General features: G+C 35.4%; 19 protein-coding genes. All 19 read right to left on the minus strand.

Going from position 1 to position 20300, the window contains the following annotated elements:
• Nucleotides 1–2 precede the first annotated feature (2 nt).
• Nucleotides 3–1895, minus strand: coding sequence for a PTS sugar transporter subunit IIA (locus H3U49_RS06710; RefSeq protein ID WP_198180688.1), 1893 nt, complete (start codon nucleotides 1893–1895; stop codon nucleotides 3–5).
• A 17-nt stretch (nucleotides 1896–1912) separates the two neighbouring features.
• On the minus strand, nucleotides 1913–2947 hold the full coding sequence (locus tag H3U49_RS06715) for an SIS domain-containing protein (protein WP_198180689.1): 1035 nt from the start codon (nucleotides 2945–2947) through the stop codon (nucleotides 1913–1915).
• Nucleotides 2948–3204: 257 nt separating this feature from the next.
• Nucleotides 3205–4761, minus strand: a complete 1557-nt coding sequence (locus tag H3U49_RS06720) for a ClC family H(+)/Cl(-) exchange transporter (protein ID WP_198180690.1) — start codon at nucleotides 4759–4761, stop codon at nucleotides 3205–3207.
• Between the two features lie 85 nt (nucleotides 4762–4846).
• On the minus strand, nucleotides 4847–6232 hold the full coding sequence (gene gndA / locus H3U49_RS06725) for an NADP-dependent phosphogluconate dehydrogenase (RefSeq protein WP_198180691.1): 1386 nt from the start codon (nucleotides 6230–6232) through the stop codon (nucleotides 4847–4849).
• A 110-nt stretch (nucleotides 6233–6342) separates the two neighbouring features.
• On the minus strand, nucleotides 6343–8154 hold the full coding sequence (spxB, locus tag H3U49_RS06730; protein WP_198180692.1) for a pyruvate oxidase: 1812 nt from the start codon (nucleotides 8152–8154) through the stop codon (nucleotides 6343–6345).
• A 276-nt stretch (nucleotides 8155–8430) separates the two neighbouring features.
• Nucleotides 8431–10329: a tRNA uridine-5-carboxymethylaminomethyl(34) synthesis enzyme MnmG gene (gene mnmG, locus H3U49_RS06735; protein ID WP_198180693.1), complete on the minus strand. Its 1899-nt coding sequence runs from the start codon at nucleotides 10327–10329 to the stop codon at nucleotides 8431–8433.
• A 10-nt stretch (nucleotides 10330–10339) separates the two neighbouring features.
• Nucleotides 10340–11725, minus strand: coding sequence for a tRNA uridine-5-carboxymethylaminomethyl(34) synthesis GTPase MnmE (mnmE, locus tag H3U49_RS06740; protein WP_198180694.1), 1386 nt, complete (start codon nucleotides 11723–11725; stop codon nucleotides 10340–10342).
• Between the two features lie 104 nt (nucleotides 11726–11829).
• On the minus strand, nucleotides 11830–12693 hold the full coding sequence (locus tag H3U49_RS06745) for a membrane protein insertase YidC (protein WP_198180695.1): 864 nt from the start codon (nucleotides 12691–12693) through the stop codon (nucleotides 11830–11832).
• Nucleotide 12694: 1 nt separating this feature from the next.
• Nucleotides 12695–13063 (minus strand): ribonuclease P protein component, encoded by a 369-nt coding sequence (rnpA, locus tag H3U49_RS06750; protein WP_198180696.1) that lies wholly within the window; start codon nucleotides 13061–13063, stop codon nucleotides 12695–12697.
• A 52-nt stretch (nucleotides 13064–13115) separates the two neighbouring features.
• Entirely contained in the window at nucleotides 13116–13256 is a 141-nt protein-coding gene (gene rpmH, locus H3U49_RS06755; protein ID WP_003549412.1) for a 50S ribosomal protein L34, read from the minus strand.
• Between the two features lie 229 nt (nucleotides 13257–13485).
• Entirely contained in the window at nucleotides 13486–13776 is a 291-nt protein-coding gene (locus tag H3U49_RS06760; RefSeq protein WP_198180697.1) for a hypothetical protein, read from the minus strand.
• Between the two features lie 138 nt (nucleotides 13777–13914).
• Complete coding sequence (locus tag H3U49_RS06765) at nucleotides 13915–14940, minus strand: tyrosine-protein phosphatase (RefSeq protein WP_198180698.1); 1026 nt, start codon at nucleotides 14938–14940, stop codon at nucleotides 13915–13917.
• A 12-nt stretch (nucleotides 14941–14952) separates the two neighbouring features.
• A complete protein-coding gene (locus H3U49_RS06770; protein WP_198180699.1) occupies nucleotides 14953–16239 on the minus strand; it encodes a PTS sugar transporter subunit IIC in 1287 nt (428 codons plus the stop codon).
• Nucleotides 16223–16549 carry a PTS sugar transporter subunit IIB gene (locus H3U49_RS06775; RefSeq protein ID WP_198180700.1) on the minus strand — a complete coding sequence of 109 codons (327 nt, stop codon included), beginning with the start codon at nucleotides 16547–16549 and terminating at the stop codon, nucleotides 16223–16225. The genes H3U49_RS06770 and H3U49_RS06775 overlap by 17 nt, the downstream gene beginning before the upstream one ends.
• Complete coding sequence (locus tag H3U49_RS06780) at nucleotides 16539–16859, minus strand: PTS lactose/cellobiose transporter subunit IIA (protein WP_198180701.1); 321 nt, start codon at nucleotides 16857–16859, stop codon at nucleotides 16539–16541. The genes H3U49_RS06775 and H3U49_RS06780 overlap by 11 nt, the downstream gene beginning before the upstream one ends.
• Nucleotides 16860–16974: 115 nt before the next feature.
• On the minus strand, nucleotides 16975–17718 hold the full coding sequence (locus H3U49_RS06785) for a MurR/RpiR family transcriptional regulator (protein WP_198180702.1): 744 nt from the start codon (nucleotides 17716–17718) through the stop codon (nucleotides 16975–16977).
• 293 nt (nucleotides 17719–18011) lie between these two features.
• Nucleotides 18012–18749 (minus strand): sugar isomerase domain-containing protein, encoded by a 738-nt coding sequence (locus H3U49_RS06790; protein ID WP_109586969.1) that lies wholly within the window; start codon nucleotides 18747–18749, stop codon nucleotides 18012–18014.
• Between the two features lie 4 nt (nucleotides 18750–18753).
• Nucleotides 18754–20013 (minus strand): PTS ascorbate transporter subunit IIC, encoded by a 1260-nt coding sequence (locus tag H3U49_RS06795; RefSeq protein ID WP_187154188.1) that lies wholly within the window; start codon nucleotides 20011–20013, stop codon nucleotides 18754–18756.
• Between the two features lie 2 nt (nucleotides 20014–20015).
• The gene (locus H3U49_RS06800) at nucleotides 20016–20300 is read right to left on the minus strand and encodes a PTS sugar transporter subunit IIB (RefSeq protein WP_198180703.1); all 285 of its coding nucleotides are present in this window, start codon (nucleotides 20298–20300) and stop codon (nucleotides 20016–20018) included.

A 20300-nucleotide genomic window follows, 5' to 3' on the forward strand; every position in this document is an offset into this window, starting at 1 on the left:
CTCTATAATCTAAACCTTTCATTTAACATTTCTGGTATTTTTTTTAAAGGGATAGCTTTTAAGCTATTCCAAAACTGGATATCATCTATGCTTTTTCCCATTCTTTGAAAAATAAATTTAAAATCTTTCTCAGAATTTTTAGTTGCAACAAAATTTATTATTAAATCTACTTTTTCATTTTTTGACCAATTAATTGCTTTTTTTAGTTTAAAAATATTCAAAGAAGGGACTAAATGCTTTTCTTTATATATACCATGAACTAAAGCTACATTTTCGCCAATATAAGTAGAGCCTATTCTTTCTCTCTTTTTTATAACATTTACATAATTGGGAAAAACTAATCGATTATCACTCAATATTTTTGAAATTTTCTCTAATACTTGTTGTTTATTATTAACTTCGCTTAAAAACCAACAATGATCAATGGAAAATTTAATAGATACTTTTTGCTGTTTACCATTAATTTGAGAAATAATATTATTAATATTTTTGATGTTATCAAAAGGCTTTATGACTACATACTTTTTATCAGTTATTTTTTTAAGATCTACTGTAGATATTATGAGATCAACTTTTTGGTACTGTTTAATTTCACCTATAGAGGCAGTGCCAATAACATTGTATTGAGGAAAATTATTTATAATTCTTTCTTTAAGTAACGAAGAAATGCCAATGCCGCTTGAACATACAATTAAAACATTCTTTTTCTTGATTGATCTTTCCTTTGAAGCCATAAAGTGCGTAACTATGAAAGCAACTTCTGAATCTGGCACCTTTTTATCAAAAATAATATTTATGTTATCTTGTACAGCTATGAACAGGTACAAATCATGTTCAAGAATATACTTTAAAAAAGGATTATAAATCTCTAATTCAAAATCTATTCTTAATTCTGCGACTTCTAAATGCACACACAATGAATTAAGCAATTCTTTATCGCCATTGAAGTTATAGTCTGTCTCTTCACTAACTTTTTGTACAAATTTTTTAGTTTTTAATTTAAAATCTTTGTCTGCATCATAATTATTTTTGTCTAAAACTTTAGAACTAAAAATATACAAAAGAATTAAGTACAATTCCTCTTCAGAAAAAGTTATACTGTAACTTTTTTCGATACTTAAAATATCTTTTTTTAATATCGGAATATATACATCATAATTAGTGAGCTTATCTTTGATCTTTCCAACAGATGTAATATTTTTCCCAAGTTTTATTCTTTTCACTGATATAGCTAAATGTATTAGTAGGTTTTTTTTGGATTCAATTGTAAATTTAATATTAAAGTCATATTCAAGCTTATTAATAAATTCTATTAATGGATTTAGATCAATATTAAACAATTTATTAATATATAGTGGGACATCATTTTTTAATATCTCATTTTCCAAATTAAAGTCTGACTTCATAAATATGAGTTTTGATAATACTTTTCGCTTTGTTACTTCATCACCTTCAATTTTAAATATTTCATGTTTTTTTATTATCTTTATATTATATTGGGAAAGAAAATTATTATTTATCTGGTTAATATCTCTACTCACAGTGCTACGACTAATAAAAAAATTTGCAGCTATATCTTTTACATAAGATTCATGAATAAACACATACAAGCAAATATCAATTTGTCGCATTGTAATTTCAAATTTGTTACTTGAAAGATTTTCAAAGATATAATTTTTTAATTTCTCTTTCTGCTCTGAAGAGCCAGTAATTTTTAATCCAGTTCCGGGCTTTTTCTTAATATTTAGTTGAAATTTACACAATACCGACTCTAATTTTTCAAGATCATTAAAAATCGTTTTAGTAGAAACTGAAAAGATATTAGATAATTGAGCACTAGAGAGATAATTATTCGATTCTATTAACTTAATTAATAATCTTGCTCTTCTTTCCATATCTATCACCTAATCGTCTAAGTCAATCTATTCTTAATTAACTCATCATAGTCATCATTTGCATTACGATTTGGATCTAAACCTAAGTAAGTAGGTATATAGTAAGCAAATAATTGGAAAACAATTCCAATAGTTATTGCCTCTAAGTAATATTTATGCTTCTTTATATTGAAATCTCCATTTTGCTTATCTACGGTATTAATTAGAATCATATTATTAATTTTTGTTTGAAAATAATTAGTGGTTTTTTCTAGTGGATAAGCAGTACTATTAATTAAAAAAATGTTGCTATTTTGGTTAACTGGACGATGAAAACCATGTGGAAATTCCTCAGCGTTTGTAAATGAACTTTGAACTAACATAGTTTCTGACATTTTCAATGCTGCTTCTTTAGTGGCACCTAAATATGGTTCCGCTCCAACAACTAAAATATTGTTCATTCTAACTAATTCATGATGCTTACTAAACCAAAGCGGGAAACTTTCAATTAAATCTTTGATCTCTTTTTTTATTTCTTCAATTTCTTTAATCAACTTGCTACTATCAAAAGATGTATTAGCAAGCATAGTTCCTAATAAGTAAAGTAATATTAAATTATTTGTATAACCTTTTGTTTTTGCATTGCAGTTTTCCTCCCCACAACAAAAATTAAAATAATAATCACAATTATTCGCTAATGGTGAATTTTTATATTGTGTAAGAGCAATTGTTTTATAGCCATCTTTTCTAGCTTTGCTCAAGGCCATATTTGTATAAGTACTTGTTCCTGTTTCAGAAATTACCACTATTAGAGTACTTTGTTTACTTAAATTTAACTCTCTAATACTTAAAAAGGTATCAGGATAATAAACTTGAGTATTAAGTCCTAGATAATTTTCATAAAAAAATGTTACCTGACATGCTGTGTTAAATGAGCTTCCTGAACCAATAAAAACTATATTTTTGGCAGCCGGAAGTTTATCTTTTGAGTAAACTCTTTCAAAAGTATCAAGAAGATCAGTAATTGCATTCGGCGTATCTTCAATATATCTCAACATTAAATCTGTATTCATTTTTCATCCCTTCTGTTTTCATGGATGCATCCCTAATTACACAATATATTTGAAAGCGCTATAATTCAATAGTATAAGTAACCAAAATAGTTCTACATTTATAGAACAATTTTTATTTATCACTACAATTTGACTATAGTTAGCATGCCAAAGGCTTATAATCTAAAATAAAATAAAAAGATTGTTTCCTTTTGTATATTGGAAACAATCCAGACTTAAGTATTTATAGTTTTTATCTAATAATTTTTTTACACCCTTTAGCCATCATATTTTACTCTTTGCATTTGTTTTATCTGGCCAAATACTTCTCCGCGTCGGCCAGCATCTAGTGTTAAAACTAATGAATCACCGGCTTTAATTAATGTTTGCCCGTTGGGAATTAGATACTGGCCATCATGATACACTGCCTTAACCAATGTATGTTTAGGCCATTTAATCTGCATAATCTTTTTGCCTGCAAGTTGACTATCCTCATAAATTGGTACCGTTAGTTGATCAGTTTTGCCTGATATTGCGGGAGTATGCTTCTTATTATTTGCAACCATTGCTCGCGCCAATGTGCCATAAATTGGGTCTCCATTGAGCAATTCATCAACCAGCAGGGCAACAAAAGCTACCACAGCCAAAGGCATTAAATGCAGCAGCGACCCCACCATTTCCGTAATTAATATAATAGCTGTAAATGGGGCTCGAATTACAGCAGCAAAGAACCCAGCCATTGCAAAAATAACCAAGTTTATCACCAGCTTTGCAGGCAATAAATGTAATTGAACCAAAATAAGGCCGTAGCTTGCTCCAATTACAGCACCCATTGTCAATATGGGCAAGAAAATACCACTAGGCAAGCCTGAATCGTAAGAAATAATGGAAAAAATAATTCTCACAATAAAGAAAAACAGTAACATACCAACTATTTTCCAGCTACTTTGTTTAATAATTTGTGGTAAAGCTAAAATCAATCTATTTCCCGGACCAGTAATTAAGGGCCAAAAATAAGCAATTGGTATCAATAAAACAAGAGGTATTAACCCATATAGCCAACTAGGCAAGAAAGTGATTTTAGCATATAACTTTTTTACTTTAAATAAACCAACTTTATAAAGGTGACCTAGTAAGCCCAAAATTAAGCCTAAAAGTAACAAATAACCATATAGCTTTACGGGAAAAGTATGACGATAAATGAGAGACAAAGATGGCTTTTGGCCAAAAATATTTGATACGACAAAATCTGATACTAATGCTCCTGCCAATGCATTTAGCCAAACGCGGGGAGAGAAATTATGAAAAACTTCTTCAAGTACAAACAACGCACCACTTAATGGTGCTCCAAAAGCTGCGGCTAATCCACTAGCCGCTCCGGTAGCTAATAGTACTCGAGCATTAGTTTTCGACTCCTTAGTGCCCTCGCCAATACCTTGACCTATAGTTGAGCCTATCTGCAAAGAAGGTCCCTCAGGGCCTAAAAATAGGCCTGTACTGATCACTAAAATGCCCCCAATAACTTTACGCCATAATGTAGGCCACCATTGTAAAGTTAAATTTCCTTCGAGTTGCAATTTAACTTCCGGAATACCAGACCCGCCAACATGGGGATATTGTTTAACAAAATAACCTGCGATTAATCCAACTAAAATAAGACCAAATATAATTGGGACGAACCACAATGCATTTTGATGTGCCACGTGAAACAGAGTAAGCCACAATTTCGTCATCTTGGCAATGCCAAAGCGAAAGATTCCCACGACAAAGCCACTAGCAAGCCCTACTAGTATAGCTTCTACTAAGAGTTTTATCTGTACTTTTTTATCTCTCATTTTACCTCCACTTTCTTTATTTAACACTAGCAAAAAACCAGTTAAAGTCGCGACTTAACTGGTTTTAGTTGTTACACGTGTAACATCATTTTTCTTCATACCATTCTGTGTGATAAACACCATCACGGTCATTTCTAAAGTATGTGTGAGCACCAAAGTAATCACGTTGGCCCTGAATTAAATTTGCAGGTAGACTAGGATTGAAAATTGATTCCAAGTAGTTCAATGATGCACTTAATGTTGGTGTTGGAATACCAGCTTTAGTTGCCAGCACAATTACATTTCGTAATGCTGGGATATTTTTATCCATTAAGTCTTTAAAGTAAGGATCTTGGAACATGTTGTCGAGTTTTTTACCCTCAGCAAATGCTTTTTCAATATCTTTTAGCATTGATGAGCGAATAATGCAGCCTGCTTCCCAAGATTGAGCAATTGCAGGATACCGTAAATCCCAGTTATATGCATCTGCAGCCATTTTTAGTTGTTGAAAGCCTTGAGCATATGCAACAGCTTGGCTTAATTGCAGTGCTTTACCCAAATTATCAACCAGGTCCTGTGGAACCTCACCATTCCACTTTATTTCTTTACCTTCACGAGTAGTGGCCTTAGACATGAAGCGACTAATAACTGCTTCTGCAATGACACTAATTGGAGCGCCTAAGTGAACGCCGTCTTCCAGCATCCAGTTCCCAGTACCCTTATAAGAAGCCACATTTAAAATATGGTCAACAACATGGTCAGGCGTCAGGTTGTCTTTTTGTTTTAAAACCTCAGCCGTAATCTCACTAAGGTAGGCTTTAACCAGCCCTTCGTTCCAGTGAGCAAAAATAGCTGACATTTCATCATTTGTTTTGCCTGCAACTTTACGTAGGATATCATAAACTTCAGAGAATTCCTGCATAATGCCATATTCGATCCCATTATGTACCATCTTAACATAGTGACCGCTGCCTTCAGGCCCAATAAAGCTGACGCATGGATGACCTTCAGAGTTTTTAGCTGCAATTGCTTCTAAAATCGGAGCGACTTTCTTATAAGCATCTTCATCTCCACCTGGCATCAGAGCTGGACCTTTTAACGCACCCTCTTCACCGCCAGAAACACCCATACCAATAAAGTGAATACCATGTTGCTCCATTTCATGATAGCGACGGTTAGTATCATGAAAATTTGAATTTCCACCGTCAAGCAAGATATCGCCTTTATCTAAAAGTGGCAAAAGTTTTTGTAAAGTTTCATCAACTGGTTTACCAGCCGCAATTTGAATTAAAATCTTACGTGGTTTTTCCAAAGAATCAACAAATTCTCCCCATGAATATGTTGGTTTCAACTTATCATCTTCATATTTGGCAAAAGCATCTACTTCTGGTTTATCAATAGAAAAGCCAGAAACGGAAAAGCCATTATTTCTTACATTCAAAGCAAGGTTCTTACCCATTACTGATAAGCCTATAATTCCGAACTGTTGCATTTATAGTCCTCCATCATTTAAATTTCATACTCTATCATTATACTTGTAAGACCGCAAAAAAGCGAAACTTTCAAAAAGTTTCGCTTTTTTCAAACCAATATATATGGCTATTAGTGAGCTGAAGCACCTGAAGTTGTGTCAGGCTCTGGTTCTGGCTCCGGTTCCTCTTCTTCTGCTTCTGAAGCACCTGAAGCAGCATCTGCTACCACACCGTACTTGTCAGCAAAGTAGCTAAATGGTTTCAATGCTTCTGCTTGATACTTCTTAACGAATTCTGGATCATCAAGAGTATTCAATTCACTTGAGTAAGGCATGTCATGAGTGAACTTAATGTCAACCAACATTGGTCCATCCATTTGCTTGAATTCCTTAACTGCGTCTTCGAATTCCTTCTTAGTACGTACAGTTACACCCTTCACGTTCATACCTTCAGCAACCTTAGCCCAGTCGTTATTAGGCATAATAACACCTGATAATGGTTGGTGTGATTCATCAACTTGCTCAGCTTCAATGTAACCTAAAGTTTCATTTGTAAAGACAACGTTTAAGATGTGCATGTTGTAGCGAGCTTCAGTCAACAATTCTTGGCTCATCATCGCAAAACCACCATCACCACTCAAGTTCCAAACTTCGCGTTCTGGGTGAGCAGTTGCAGCAGCAAGTGCAGCTGGTGAACCAAAGCCCATAGTTGCGTACAAGCCTGAAGTTGCCCAAGTTTGTTCATCGTGCAAGTTTACTAAACGTTGGAAGTCAATGTTGATGTTACCAACATCAATAGCAAATTGGGCATCATCAGCAGCGTATTTGTTAATAATATCAAAGATTGGTTCACGGCGAATTGGCATTTCGTCTGAATCGTCAAAGCTGTGTTCCCATTCTTCCCAGTTTTGACGGTCAGCAATAGCAGCCTTATAAAGTGGTGATTCTTCACGAGCTTGACCAGCATCAATAATAGCTTGTAAAGTCTTAGCACCATCAGCCAAAATTGGAACATCAACAGCGTGACGCTTACCTAATTTTTCTGAGTCAACATCAATTTGTACAACTTTAGCCTTAGGGTCAAAGAAGAACAATGAGAATGGTGAGTCATTACCTACCCAGATAACAGCATCTGCATGAGTTTGAATATCGTCACTTGGCTTAGGAGCTACACGACCAATTGAACCCATGTAAGCTGGGCATTTATCTTCAACAACACCCTTAGCCATAACTGAAGACATCAATGGAGTCTTGAATTTTTCAGCAAATTTTTCTAAGACATCGCCATGACCCTTCATACCTAAACCGAAGTAAACAACTGGGTTCTTTGCTTCTTCAAGAACCTTTACAGCTGCTTCAACTTCGTCTTTTCTTGGAGCTGCATAATTAGGAATTGCTTGCAATGCATTGTAATTTACACGGAAATTGTCATCAATCTTGTCCCAGCCAAAGTCCTTAGGAAGGATTAAGACAGCTGGACCCTTCTTAGCATATGCTTGACGGATTGCTTCATCCATCATTGAAGGAATTTGATCTGCGCGCTTAATTTGGTGATCCCAAACAGCGACTGGATCAAACCAAGGCTTTTCATCAAAAGCTTGGAAGAAATCCATATCCTGACGACCAGTTGGAACGTTAGCTACGATAGCAACCATAGGAACCTTGTCGTATTTTGCGTCATACAAACCGTTCATCAAGTGAACAGCACCAGGGCCGGCTGAACCAAAACATACGCCGACCTTGCCAGTAAATTTATACTCAGCTGAAGCTGCTAAAGCACCGGCTTCTTCATGCCGAACTTCAATATACTTCATCTTACCCTTAAAGTCATGGATAGCGTTCATTGTTGAGTCAAATGAGCCACCCGGAAAACCATAAATATGATCAATATGCCAGTCCAATAGAACTTGGAGCATGGCATTTGCGCCATTAATTTTTGCCATTTTAAAGTGCATCTCCTTAAATACATGTTTACTTACATATTGTATTAAAACATATAATTTCACAATTTCAAGTGAGCAAAATTTACGATTATCGCAAGATGTAAGCGCTTTGTAAAAATATTATCTTCACAAAGTTAAGCAATTAATTTATAACTTTTAGGTAATAGCAATAATCATATTTGTGATTATTTGATCATTACCACAAAATTTGTGTATCCTTTTGTGTGCATTATTTAAAGAAAAATATTTTTTATAAGTTTTAAATTTTTACTAAATTTATTTATGAATTTTAGCGTAGCGACCATTTTGTACGTAAACGCTTAGAATTGCCATGTCTGCCGGATTAACTCCAGAAATCCGTTCAGCCTGCGCAATTGTTTCTGGCCTGATTTTGGTAAATTTCTCGCGCGCTTCCGTTGCCAAGCCATCAATTGCATTATAGTCAATATCTGCAGGAATTTTCTTTGCTTCCTGCCGGTGTAATTTATTAATTTGCTGCTGTTCCTTTTTGATATAGCCAGCATACTTAACGTTGATTTCGATCTGCTCTCTAACATAGCGTTCATTCGAAATAGGCATCCCCGTCAAGCGTTCAATATCCGCTACCCTAACTTTGGGCCTTTTCAAGAAAACATCTGCTTTAACACCGGCTTTGAGCTTGTCTTCTCCGATACTTGCAAGGTAGTCCTGTACCTCTTTAGTGGGGTGAACAGTAATCTTTTTAACAGCATTAGCAGCTTGCGCAATTTGCTCTTTCTTTGCTAAAAACTGAGAATAGCGCTCTTCAGAGATTAAGCCCAGTTGAAAACCGTAATCAGTCAACCGCAAATCAGCATTGTCATGACGCAGAATCAAGCGATACTCCGCTCTTGAGGTCAACAAACGATAAGGCTCTTCTGTCCCCTTAGTTACTAAATCATCGATTAAAACGCCGATATAAGCTTCATCACGGCCTAATGTAAATCCCGGCTGACCGGCAGCTCGCAAAGCGGCATTAATACCGGCAATCAGTCCTTGTCCTGCTGCTTCTTCATAGCCGGATGTACCATTCATTTGTCCAGCGGTGAATAAATTTTTGATATTTTTCGTTTCCAAGGTATGTTTTAACTGCCAGGGATCGATTACATCGTATTCTATAGCATAACCAGGCCGCATCAATTCCGCATCCTCAAGACCAGCTACCGAATGCAACATTTTTAGCTGTATTTCTTCAGGCATGGAGGTGGAAAAGTCACCAACATAAACTTCTTTAGTATTTCTTCCTTCCGGTTCCAGAAAAATCTGGTGACGTGGCTTGTCTGCAAAACGAACAACTTTGGTTTCAATCGACGGACAATAACGCGGTCCCACTCCCTTAATTTCTCCTGAAAACATCGGGGACCGGGTCAGGTTTTGGTTGATTATTTTATGTGTAGTCTTATTAGTATATGTCATCCAGCAGGAAACCTGATTTTTGAGGTAGTCTTCATCTTTAGTTTCATAAGAAAAATGACGCGGAACTTTATCACCAGGTTCTTCTTCAGTTTTAGAGTAGTCAATGGTGTTACTGTTAACACGTGGCGGTGTGCCCGTTTTAAAACGGCGCAGTTTGAATCCTAATTTTTCCAGATTCTTTGATAATTTAATTGCGGGTACTGTGTTATTGGGACCGGAAGAATAATTTAATTCACCAATAAAAATGCGCCCGCGAGCTGAAGTACCAGTGGTTAAAACAACGCTTTTAGCGTGATATTTAGCTCCCGTATTGGTAACTACGCCTTGGCAGACCCCATCTTCGACAATCAGTTCATCAACTGTCGCTTGCCTTAAAGTCAAGTTGGGCGTTTCTTCAATCACTTTTTTCATCTGCTCATGGTACTGCCATTTATCGGCTTGTGCCCGTAGTGCTCTTACAGCTGGTCCTTTACCCGTATTTAACATGCGCATCTGAATATAAGTTGCATCAATATTTTTACCCATTTGGCCACCTAAAGCATCAATTTCCCGCACTACCGTACCCTTGGCAGGACCACCTACTGATGGATTGCAGGGCATAAATGCTACCATATCCAGACTAATTGTTAAAAGCAATGTCTTTTGGCCCATTCTGGCACTAGCTAAAGCTGCCTCACTGCCAGCGTGACCAGCACCAACAACAATGACATCATAATCATTTGAGTCATAACTTTTAATCATTAACTTACACCTATTTTCCTAAACAAAATTGACTAAACAATTCATTAACTAATTCATCAGGACTACTTTCTCCTGTAATCTGACCCAATGTATCCCAAGCACCGTTGAAATCTATTTGAGCAATATCTAAAGGTACTTCGTCCTTTAATGCCTGAACGACATCTCGAAGCTGCTTTTTGGTCCTTTCCAAAAGGCCAACTTGCCTCTGGTTAGTTACCATAACTTGATCATTAGAATTCTCGATACCCTGGAAAAACAGTTCCTTTATTGCATCTTCTAACTGAGCAAGATTTTGTTTCTGTAAAATTGAAATAGCGATTACTGGACTTTTGGTCAACTGTTTAACCTGAGCAGCAGAAACATTTTGCCCCAAATCCGTTTTGTTTAAAATGACAATACGCTTTTTCCCACTGGTAGCATCAATTAAGTCATAGTCTTCTTGAGTTAATTCCTTACTTGAATCAAACAAGAGCAAAACTAGATCTGCTTTTGCCAGTGCTTTTTTGGAACGTTCAACTCCTATTTTTTCTACCTTATTATCAGTATGTCTGATGCCGGCAGTATCAATTAATTTTAAGGGGACACCTTTAACTGAGACATATTCTTCTAATGTGTCACGGGTCGTGCCGGCGACATCGGTCACAATAGCTGTGTCGCTTTGAGTCAGATAATTTAATAAAGAAGATTTCCCAACATTAGGCTGACCAATGATTGCAGTGGCTAAGCCGTTACGTAACGCCGTTCCTTCCGCTGCCGTTTTGAGCAATTTATCTATTTTAGCAATAACCGCTTGAGAAACACTCATCATCTGCTTGGCTGTGACAGTATCTGCATCATATTCAGGATAATCAATATTAACTTCTACATTGGCTAGTGTATCTAAAATTTCCTGCCGCATTGCCCTGATTTTCTCAAGCAGGCCGCCTTGCAGCTGATTTTCAGCCACTTGTCTGGCCTTATCAGTTTTAGCGCGCACAATATCCATCACGCTTTCAGCTTGTGTTAAATCAATGCGACCATTAACAAACGCCCTTTTAGTAAATTCACCAGGATCTGCCATGCGCGCTCCAGTTTTTAATAATAATTGCAAAATACGGTTAGTAACAACAATACCGCCATGACAATTAATCTCAACAATATCTTCCCTAGTAAAAGTCTTGGGTGCCAGCATCACGGACACCATAACTTCGTCAATCACCTGCTCACTTGCAGGATCAACTATATGCCCATAATGAATAGTATGCGTTGGCACTTTAGTTAAATTCGCACCCTTGAAAACCTGATTGGCAATTTTAACTGCTTGTTCACCCGACATGCGGACAATAGAAATGCCACCTTCACCAATTGGCGTTGAAATCGCTGCAATCGTATCAAACTCCGTTAAAGTTTGTGCCATGATTTTCTCCTTTTCAATAAAAAAAGCGCATTATTCCACCATGAATAATCATGATGGATAAAGCACTTTGACTACTTTATCTAAATCATTAATTTAGATTAATATTATTTTCTGCGTTTTAACCGTTTATACGTTCTTCTTAGTTGCCGTTTACGTTCGCGTTCTTGGCGCTCTTTTTCTTCCTGCTCACGCCGATATTTAATTGGATTCTGCAGAATAAAAGTCTGAACTACTTGGAATAAATTGGAAATTACCCAGTAAACTACAATAGCTGACTGGAAGTAAATACCCATTACACCAACCATAATTGACATACCATAAGTCATAATTTTTGATGACAAAGTCTGTGATTCCTTTGGCATTGAAAGTTGACTGATGTATGTTGACGCAAATGTCAAAACCATTGATAAAATCGGCATAATATAATATGGGTCAGGCTTACCTAAATCCATCCACATAAAGTGACCGGTCATCAGTTGTGGAGTTTGAGCAATCGCTCCGTATAATGCAAGCATAACTGGCATCTGAATAATTAAAGGCAAACAGCCGGCATAGGGATTAATCCCAGCTTCTTTATAGAGCTTATTCGTTTCTTGCGAAAGTAAAGTACGTGACTCTGTATCGCTGCCCGGATATTTTTTACGCAAAGCGTCCATTTCCGGCTGAATTTTCTGCATCTTGGTAGTGCTCTTAATCTGAATTGCACTAAGTGGGTACAAAATTAGCCGTACAATGATCGTAAAGATAATAATTGCCCAGCCGTAATTATTGCCAATCAGCTTAGACAGCCACAACAAAAACGTGGACATATAATAAATGACCCAGCGATCCCACCAGCTGCCACTTGTATGTGAAACTGGTTTTAGCGTGCCAGTTGATGCACAACCTGTTAAAACAACTGCTAATGCAACTACTGTCAGCAGTACAAGTAGACGCTTGACATTCTTTTTAGTTAAAATGTCTTTCACTCTAATCTTCCTCAACTTTATTCGGTATCTCTTCAATTATATTGGCTAAAAAGAGTGCATGCAAGAGGTTCTTACGAACATCATCCCATCCAAAATTGCGTGCATACGGTCTAGCAATCACTAGAAAATCAATATGCGACTTAATTAAAGGTTTATTTTCCGTAAGAACAGCACGAATATAACGTTTGAGGCGATTACGCACTACAGCAGTATGTCCGACCTTTTTACCAACAGAAATACCAACGCGAAAATGCTTATTTTCCGGTTTATCTAGTTGATAAATAACAAAAGCCCGATTTGCTATTGAATTACCTGATTTAAAAACTGTTTGAAAATCATTTTCTGTTTTAACACGATAAGACTTTCTCAAAACGTTTCATTCCACTCTTATAAATTAAAAAAACCACTGGGATTTCAGTGGTTTAAGCAGATAAGACTTTTCTACCTTTTGCACGGCGTCTAGCCAAAACCTTACGGCCATTAGATGTACTCATCCGTTTCATAAAGCCATGAACTCTTGAACGGTGACGCTTTTTAGGTTGGTAAGTTCTTTTAGTTGTCATTAAACTACACCTCCAATTTTTTGTATGCAGACTGCACAATTTAATATCTAGAATATCATGATTAAAGTAAAAAACCAAGTAAAAAGTCAAAAAAATACGAATTTATACCTAAATATATGGTCTCACTCTAATAGGTCTTGACCTTTTCCATTAAAGTGCTTGATCAACCTTATAATCTTTATTTCCTCTTTCAAAGATGCAATCTGTTTTTATTCTTTACCTTTAATATCTAGAACTTTTCCTGGGACAAGTCATCTTGCGTAATTTCAATTGACGGACAGTGCCCGAGATCTGGTAAATATTTATCTAAAGGGCAGCTATAAACCATGTAATAGTCTCCTTTTTTACTGGCATTTAATTCACTTATCTTTTGTTTAGCTTTAGCAACATCTTTTGTAATGTAAATAACGCTGACGACCCCTATCTTATTCTGACCGTTATTTTCTACATTTCCTTTAAGGATCAGCTTTAAATTGCCATCATCTTTTAAGCCCAGCTCAACATAATCTTGATAATTCATATAATACCTTCTTAGCAGTATAAACTTAATAAAATAAAAATGTTTTAATTTATTATAATTATACGCTTAATGGTACTTTTAAAAAATCCCGCAATTAATAAGATAATTTCGGGACTTATTTTTTTGTGATAATAAAACTTATTCTAAATACATATTTCTTAGTCTGACAACATCATTTTTACTTATATTCAATTCATTCTTTAAATATGAATCAATGCTCCCTGAAATATTAATCATTTCAGCAAACGACGCTTCTAGGTATTCCGACCTAGTATCAAGCATGGAAAACAGGTAATCTAACACATTCTGGTCATTAGTTTCGTTTGCATACTGCGCCATTCGTCTTTTATTTCTTTGAATACGTAAAGTTTTAGTTAACATATAGTCTTCAAGAATAGTATCCATATTTACACCAAGTAAATACAAAATTAAGGCTACACCGTAACCAGTCCGATCCTTGCCACCACGACAATGCTGATCAAGTGGTATATTCTTTTCGTCTAAAACAACAGTCAACATCTTACGATAAATCTTTTTATTTTCATCTAGCCGAACAAAGTCTTTCCCCTGATCAATCATTGTTTTACCAGAATTATCAAACTTAACATTTTTATCAACCTCACGCTGTACTAGTTGGCGTACCTTTTCTTTAGTACTACCTGCCTTGGCTGCTAAAACTGCTCTTTGTGCTTCAGGTACTAAATGCACAGTCTGTTGTAGAGTTGACCAAATTTGATTCGGTTGTGACTGATACTCATCTTCACTGCGATAGTCAATCACTGTTTTTATTCCGATATCATCTAAAACTTTTTTATCGTGTTCAGTTAAACGATGCAAGTGATCTGAACGAAAAAGTTTACCCCACTTAATACGTTTGCCATTTGCACCAATATAGCCTCCCAAATCACGAAAATTATTACTTCCTTGAAGTGGTAAAACTCTGTTAGTGTAAATTATTTGGTTATCCTCATCCTTTAGCAAAAAATAAGGCCGGTAATATTTAGTTATTTTAAATTCTGCATGGTTTGCTTTTGTTTCCATTAAAAATTCGGATACTTCTTCATCAGGTCGAGGTAATAAATAGATTGCCACACTTTTAGCACTCCTCCATTTTAATGAATAGTTATTCTGATTCAGATATTTAACTTCAACTTGTGAAATCATCTATTTTCCCCTTTACTCGGCAGTTTGTGCCTTAACTGCTTCTTCATTACAACATTGTTTATCAATTAGTTTCATAAACGGATACCACACTGCAAGCAAAATTAATAATTGAACAACATGCCAAATAACCATGCGCCAGCCACCTAATAAAAACGCTCTAAAGAATTCTGGTGTTCCCGCCGTTTGAACAGGAATCCCATTAGGTCTAGGAATTAAGCCTATATATGTTGCTAAGTAAGTAGCCGCTACACTAATAGTTCCACCCATAGTCAAGGGAATAAATGCTAATGGATTTAAGACCATAGGAATACCAAACTTAAACGGCTCACTAATACCAAAGAAGGCTGGAATGAAACCTACCTTACCAAGTGAACGTAATCTTTCACTCTTAGAACGTAAGCATAAAATCGCATATGCTAGTGCCCGTGGTCCCTTTTGATTAGTAATAAATGTCATTGTTACGATATAAGGTAGAGCAACCCCTGCCTTAAATGCATTTAAATTAGCTACATCGAACGGATAAAATAGTGTATATAGTACTGCTGTTGTCGCCATAGTACCATGTATTCCGAAAAACCAGCAAAATTCAGCGAAGAAAACTAAAACTAAAGCTGCAAACGGACTTGAGCCTAAGCCCTGAAGCGGTATTTGGATCAACTTCATAATCATATCATCAATATTATGGTATGGTGTCAAAGCAAACAAGAAATTAATGATTGCATAAATTATTGTAATCAAAAAAATCGGCAGCATAGAAGCAAAAGTCTTTGAAACAAATTCTGGGACACTGTCTGGCATTTTAATGACTAAGTGCTTGTTATTCGCAAAAAGTGCAAATAATCTGGTTGCAGTTAGTGCTACAACCATTGCAACAAGCATCCCTTGCGAACCAATGTAACTCATATCAAGTCCAATAAATTTTCCCTTTTGAACTAGCATTGGAGTAACCAATAAAAAAGCCACAAGAGAAGAGATTATAGCCATAAACTTATCGACTTTTAGTTCTGCTGCTAAACTATTAGACAATGAAATGACAACATATATTGACAAAATATCTGTAGTAACTGCAGTAATAATATTAAAGATATTTTTCAAGCCGCTTTGCGTAATAAAAGCTTGATAAGGGCCTATATTTAAACTGAAAAATATTGAAGCGAATGATCCTACCATTAAAACAGGCAGAATAGCCATCATACCACCAGCAATAGCAGAAACGTATTTGTTACGCTGGAACTTGCCCATTCCTGTTTGTATCTTATCTCGTAATTTACTTAGATTGGTTTTATTTGCTGCTGTCATTAGCTTTCCCCTCTCGTTTCAATACTTTCATGGCGTCATTTAAAACTTTTGCACCATTCATCATTCCGTAATCCATTTGATCAATTACCCTAATTGGGATAGAAAATTCTTTTTCTAGTTCAGGCTTGATATGACCAACTTGTGGCCCGAGTAAAATAATGTCTAAATCATCGTAATTATTCAGAGCAGATTCAGCTACAGCATTAATTTCTACGTCGATGTTTTCTTTCTTAGCTGCCTTTTTCATTTGTGTCACTAACATACTTGTAGAAAAGCCACCTGCACAGGCTAACATAATTTTATAAGTCATCTTTTGTCTCCTTTGAACTTAAAATTGCAATTATTTCTTTTGCCAAATCATTTACTGTCATTGCATTCATTAAATGATCTTGTGCATGTACCATTAATAAAGTTGGTGCTTCACCCTCACCATTAACTTCTTTTTGTAACAACTTAGTCTGTAAGTTATGTGCTTTGACTAGATCATCGTGCGCTTTTTGCATTAATAGATCACTAGCCTTTAAATCTCGCTTGCGGGCTTTTCTAATTGCCTCAATGCTATTAGATCTGGCACTACCTCCTTGTGAAATTAATTGCATTATTACTTGCTCATCACTCATCTTCACGCCTCCCTTTGTTGTTTCAAGTGCAATTATAAGCGCTTACATTTTTTTACCCTTGATTTTTTGGAAAAGTACACTCGCAATCCCTTAAAAAAATAACAAGTGTGTAATATTACACACTTGTTATTTTCTTATTTAATTTTTCAGCGTATTTTTTAAATAAATCATTCATCACAAGTAATATCGGTGTTTTATCAGTAACATTATAATCATCCACCCTTTTATCAGGAGAATAGCAATAAAGCCTTTCATCAGCCAATTTCGCTAAAGGATTGATTGAAAGATGAGTTAGTGTAATCAGGAAATTACCATGACTTTTAATCTCCTTAGCCAATTCAATCAGTTGCTTTTTGTTACCGGAAAGGCTAATTAAAAAGAAAACATCATCATTTTCGTGTCCTATTATGTGAGTTAGGTCATTCGGATAATCATAAAAAAACGACTTATAATCAAGTGCGTAGAAATTACCTACGACTAACCTTGTTGCATAAGCAGTCTGGCCCATTGAATAAAAATTGATTTTCTTAGCATTTACTAACTTATCTAACACTTTCTCACTTTTCATCTGATTGATTAATTCTAAATTTATTTGTAATTCCTTTTGCTCGTAATCTCCTGCTTTCCTGCCTTCAAGATTTTCATTTTTAATTGAACTCTTTAGATCGGAAAATCCCGTATACCCTAACTTATGACTAAGTCTGGTAATAGTATTAGGATAGGTATAAAATTTGTGGGCTAAATAAGTAATCTTTAAATCACTAATATGTTCCCTGTTATTAAAAAAATATTTAACAATTTTATCTTCTAAATCTGTCAAATTGATTGATTGACTAATAACTCGTTCTTCAAAATTCATTAAATTTACCTTCTTTACATATCAAAATTTTACTTAAGATGACTGTAAACTTAATTAATATGTAAACAAGCTATGAAAGCGTGCTCATATTACTTTTTACTTTAATAATTGTCTTAGCAATATCAAGCTAAAATTACATTTTCTAATATTGAGTGTTTATAATCAAAACAATAGTTATTAGATAAATAATATATTCTTCGTAAAATAAAACGCATACCCATTAAAAGAGACAAAATAAGTCCCAAAAGTTGTCTGACTTTTGGGACTTATTTCAAATATATGCTTTTTTTCATCTAAAATTGATAATGAATCATATCATGATATTCATTAATTAGTTTTTTGTTCTTTTGATCTCCCCCATCAATATTAGCTGAATAAAAAATTGGAGCCTCTTTATTTCCATGTTCTATTAATCTTTGACTTGCTTCTACAACAATATTATCTAAAATAGCTGCACCTACCACAGTAGAAGTTGGCCCTGCTTTTTGCTCCGTACCTTTTATAGAACATGCAGCATCCCCTATATCACCATGATTATCAATTACTACATCTGCAATTTCAAATAATCTTTTTCCTGATGAATGCCGGCTTGTTACTGATTTTGAATATTTTAAATTAGTCAATCCAATAATTGTTACGCCCAGTTTTTTGGCAGCAAGTGCAAGGTCAATAATAACGGGATTTCTTCCAGAAACAGAATGTAGTATTAAGACATCATTCTGTTTAAAATTCACTGTACTAGCCAGTGCAGAGCCATAGCCTTCAAGTCTTTCCATTTTACTAGTAAAAGTAATGGGTTTCCTGTCAAGCATTACCTCTCTGCCAAATATGGCATTAATTGTTATCATCCCTCCGGCACGATAGTACATTTCATCTGCTAATATACCTGCATGACTGGCACCGAATATATAAATAGAGTTCTTGTTGATGTTTGCTTCAGTAATTATTTTTATCGCTTTTTCAATACTATCCCTTTCGTCTCTCTTCACTGCGTCAAGAATGCTTTCAACTTTATCAATATAGCGATACATATTATTAAATACCTCCAAACAAACTTCCTATAAGTTTACTAATAATGCTCCATAAAGAAAGGTCATTTCCTCCAAAAATAAGGATCCAATTTCTAATTGTACTTCCCATCATCATAGCTGAGACTCCAACTAGGGCTACCATGGCAACAGATGCAACTGCGGTACCAATAATTGCACCCTTAACTCCACCTTGTCCTTCACCTATTACGGCTGCTCCCCCACATTCGAAGAAGCTTGTGATCATCAATGGCACAATCAAGATTCCAAAAAGATTAGTTACATTGGCAATCAGCACCAGAATAGTTGAAGTAATAAAGGCAGAAAGAAAACCTATAATCACAGCATTAGGCTTGTAGTTGAACAAAATCGGCACATCAAAAGCGGGCTTTGCTCCTGGTACCAGCTTTTCAGAAATTCCTTGAAAGGCTGGAATAATCTGGTTGACCAGCAAGCGTACTCCATAAAGCAGAATCAATAATCCGCCGCCGAAAGTTAAACCAGCATTTAATGCAACAGTAAACAAATTGCTGCCTTTTGGAACCAATGTAGGGGCAATTATGCCCACGATAATATCTACCGTAAACATTACTATGCCACCCGTAATTGAAATATCACGGAAAAAAGATAACCCCTTGGGAACATTCAAGTCTTCTGTAGAATGTTTCTTATTACCAACATGTTTTGCTACAAAACCTGAAATTAATGAAAGTATTGTTGTCGGATGACCAATTAAGAAAGAGTCATCACCAGTAGCCGCCCAAACGTACTTCCGCATAATCCACGGAGCGATCGAAAAGTATAGTGCAGAAAGGATAGCACTCATAACAATTAAATTAATGCCTCTTAATCCACCTTCTACACCACCGGCTACAATAACAAAAGGAACCCACCAAAGCATATGACCAGTTAAGAAAATGGTTTTTATTGGAGTGAATCTGGCAATCAAAATGTGAATCACAAGTGCTAAAAACATAGCCATACCAACATCTCCGCCATATTGAGCTGTAAAGGTAATATCTGTCATGCCTTTTGCAACTGTAATACCCATTTTGGTTTGAATAGCAGTATTAATTGCTGATACCACACCAGTTAACATATTTACACCTTCAGTAAGAATTATCATACCGAAGGCAGCTGACATACTGCCCTTCACTATTTCTGCAATGGGCTTTTTCTGAACAATTAGCCCCAGCATTGCAATTAGTCCAAGCAAAACAGGTGGATCTTGCAGAATATTATTTGAAATAAATTTTAGAATATCCATAGTTAGTTACCTTTCTTATTTGCTAAAAATGCATTCATTGCCTTAAGTACCTCATCTTTATCCATGTATCGTTTAATTGCATAAACTGGTTTGTCGGTTGACGATTCAAGATCCGGTTTCAATTCAGCACTGGTAAAGTAAACGTCTGCTTGTTCTGCTTTAGCTGATGCAATATCTGTATTCTTTACTTCAGCATTTACTCCCAATTCTTTAACTACTTTTTCCAATGTCATTTTTAAAACCATTGAACTACCAACTCCAAAACCACATACTGCTAAAATTTTCAT

The organism is Lactobacillus sp. W8174 (assembly GCF_016100975.1).
GTDB lineage: Bacteria > Bacillota > Bacilli > Lactobacillales > Lactobacillaceae > Lactobacillus > Lactobacillus juensis.

What these genes read in the sequence shown, in the direction of transcription:
- H3U49_RS06775 (WP_198180700.1), bottom strand. Translation starts at nt 16,549, where the DNA reads ATGACTTATAAAATTATGTTAGCCTGTGCAGGTGGCTTTTCTACAAGT.
- H3U49_RS06800 (WP_198180703.1), bottom strand. Translation starts at nt 20,300, where the DNA reads ATGAAAATTTTAGCAGTATGTGGTTTTGGAGTTGGTAGTTCAATGGTT.
- H3U49_RS06770 (WP_198180699.1), bottom strand. Translation starts at nt 16,239, where the DNA reads ATGACAGCAGCAAATAAAACCAATCTAAGTAAATTACGAGATAAGATA.
- H3U49_RS06710 (WP_198180688.1), bottom strand. Translation starts at nt 1,895, where the DNA reads ATGGAAAGAAGAGCAAGATTATTAATTAAGTTAATAGAATCGAATAAT.
- spxB (WP_198180692.1), bottom strand. Translation starts at nt 8,154, where the DNA reads ATGGCAAAAATTAATGGCGCAAATGCCATGCTCCAAGTTCTATTGGAC.
- mnmG (WP_198180693.1), bottom strand. Translation starts at nt 10,329, where the DNA reads ATGATTAAAAGTTATGACTCAAATGATTATGATGTCATTGTTGTTGGT.
- H3U49_RS06795 (WP_187154188.1), bottom strand. Translation starts at nt 20,013, where the DNA reads ATGGATATTCTAAAATTTATTTCAAATAATATTCTGCAAGATCCACCT.
- rpmH (WP_003549412.1), bottom strand. Translation starts at nt 13,256, where the DNA reads ATGACAACTAAAAGAACTTACCAACCTAAAAAGCGTCACCGTTCAAGA.
- H3U49_RS06780 (WP_198180701.1), bottom strand. Translation starts at nt 16,859, where the DNA reads ATGAGTGATGAGCAAGTAATAATGCAATTAATTTCACAAGGAGGTAGT.
- H3U49_RS06785 (WP_198180702.1), bottom strand. Translation starts at nt 17,718, where the DNA reads ATGAATTTTGAAGAACGAGTTATTAGTCAATCAATCAATTTGACAGAT.
- H3U49_RS06715 (WP_198180689.1), bottom strand. Translation starts at nt 2,947, where the DNA reads ATGAATACAGATTTAATGTTGAGATATATTGAAGATACGCCGAATGCA.
- H3U49_RS06720 (WP_198180690.1), bottom strand. Translation starts at nt 4,761, where the DNA reads ATGAGAGATAAAAAAGTACAGATAAAACTCTTAGTAGAAGCTATACTA.
- H3U49_RS06765 (WP_198180698.1), bottom strand. Translation starts at nt 14,940, where the DNA reads ATGATTTCACAAGTTGAAGTTAAATATCTGAATCAGAATAACTATTCA.
- mnmE (WP_198180694.1), bottom strand. Translation starts at nt 11,725, where the DNA reads ATGGCACAAACTTTAACGGAGTTTGATACGATTGCAGCGATTTCAACG.
- H3U49_RS06790 (WP_109586969.1), bottom strand. Translation starts at nt 18,749, where the DNA reads ATGTATCGCTATATTGATAAAGTTGAAAGCATTCTTGACGCAGTGAAG.
- gndA (WP_198180691.1), bottom strand. Translation starts at nt 6,232, where the DNA reads ATGCAACAGTTCGGAATTATAGGCTTATCAGTAATGGGTAAGAACCTT.
- H3U49_RS06760 (WP_198180697.1), bottom strand. Translation starts at nt 13,776, where the DNA reads ATGAATTATCAAGATTATGTTGAGCTGGGCTTAAAAGATGATGGCAAT.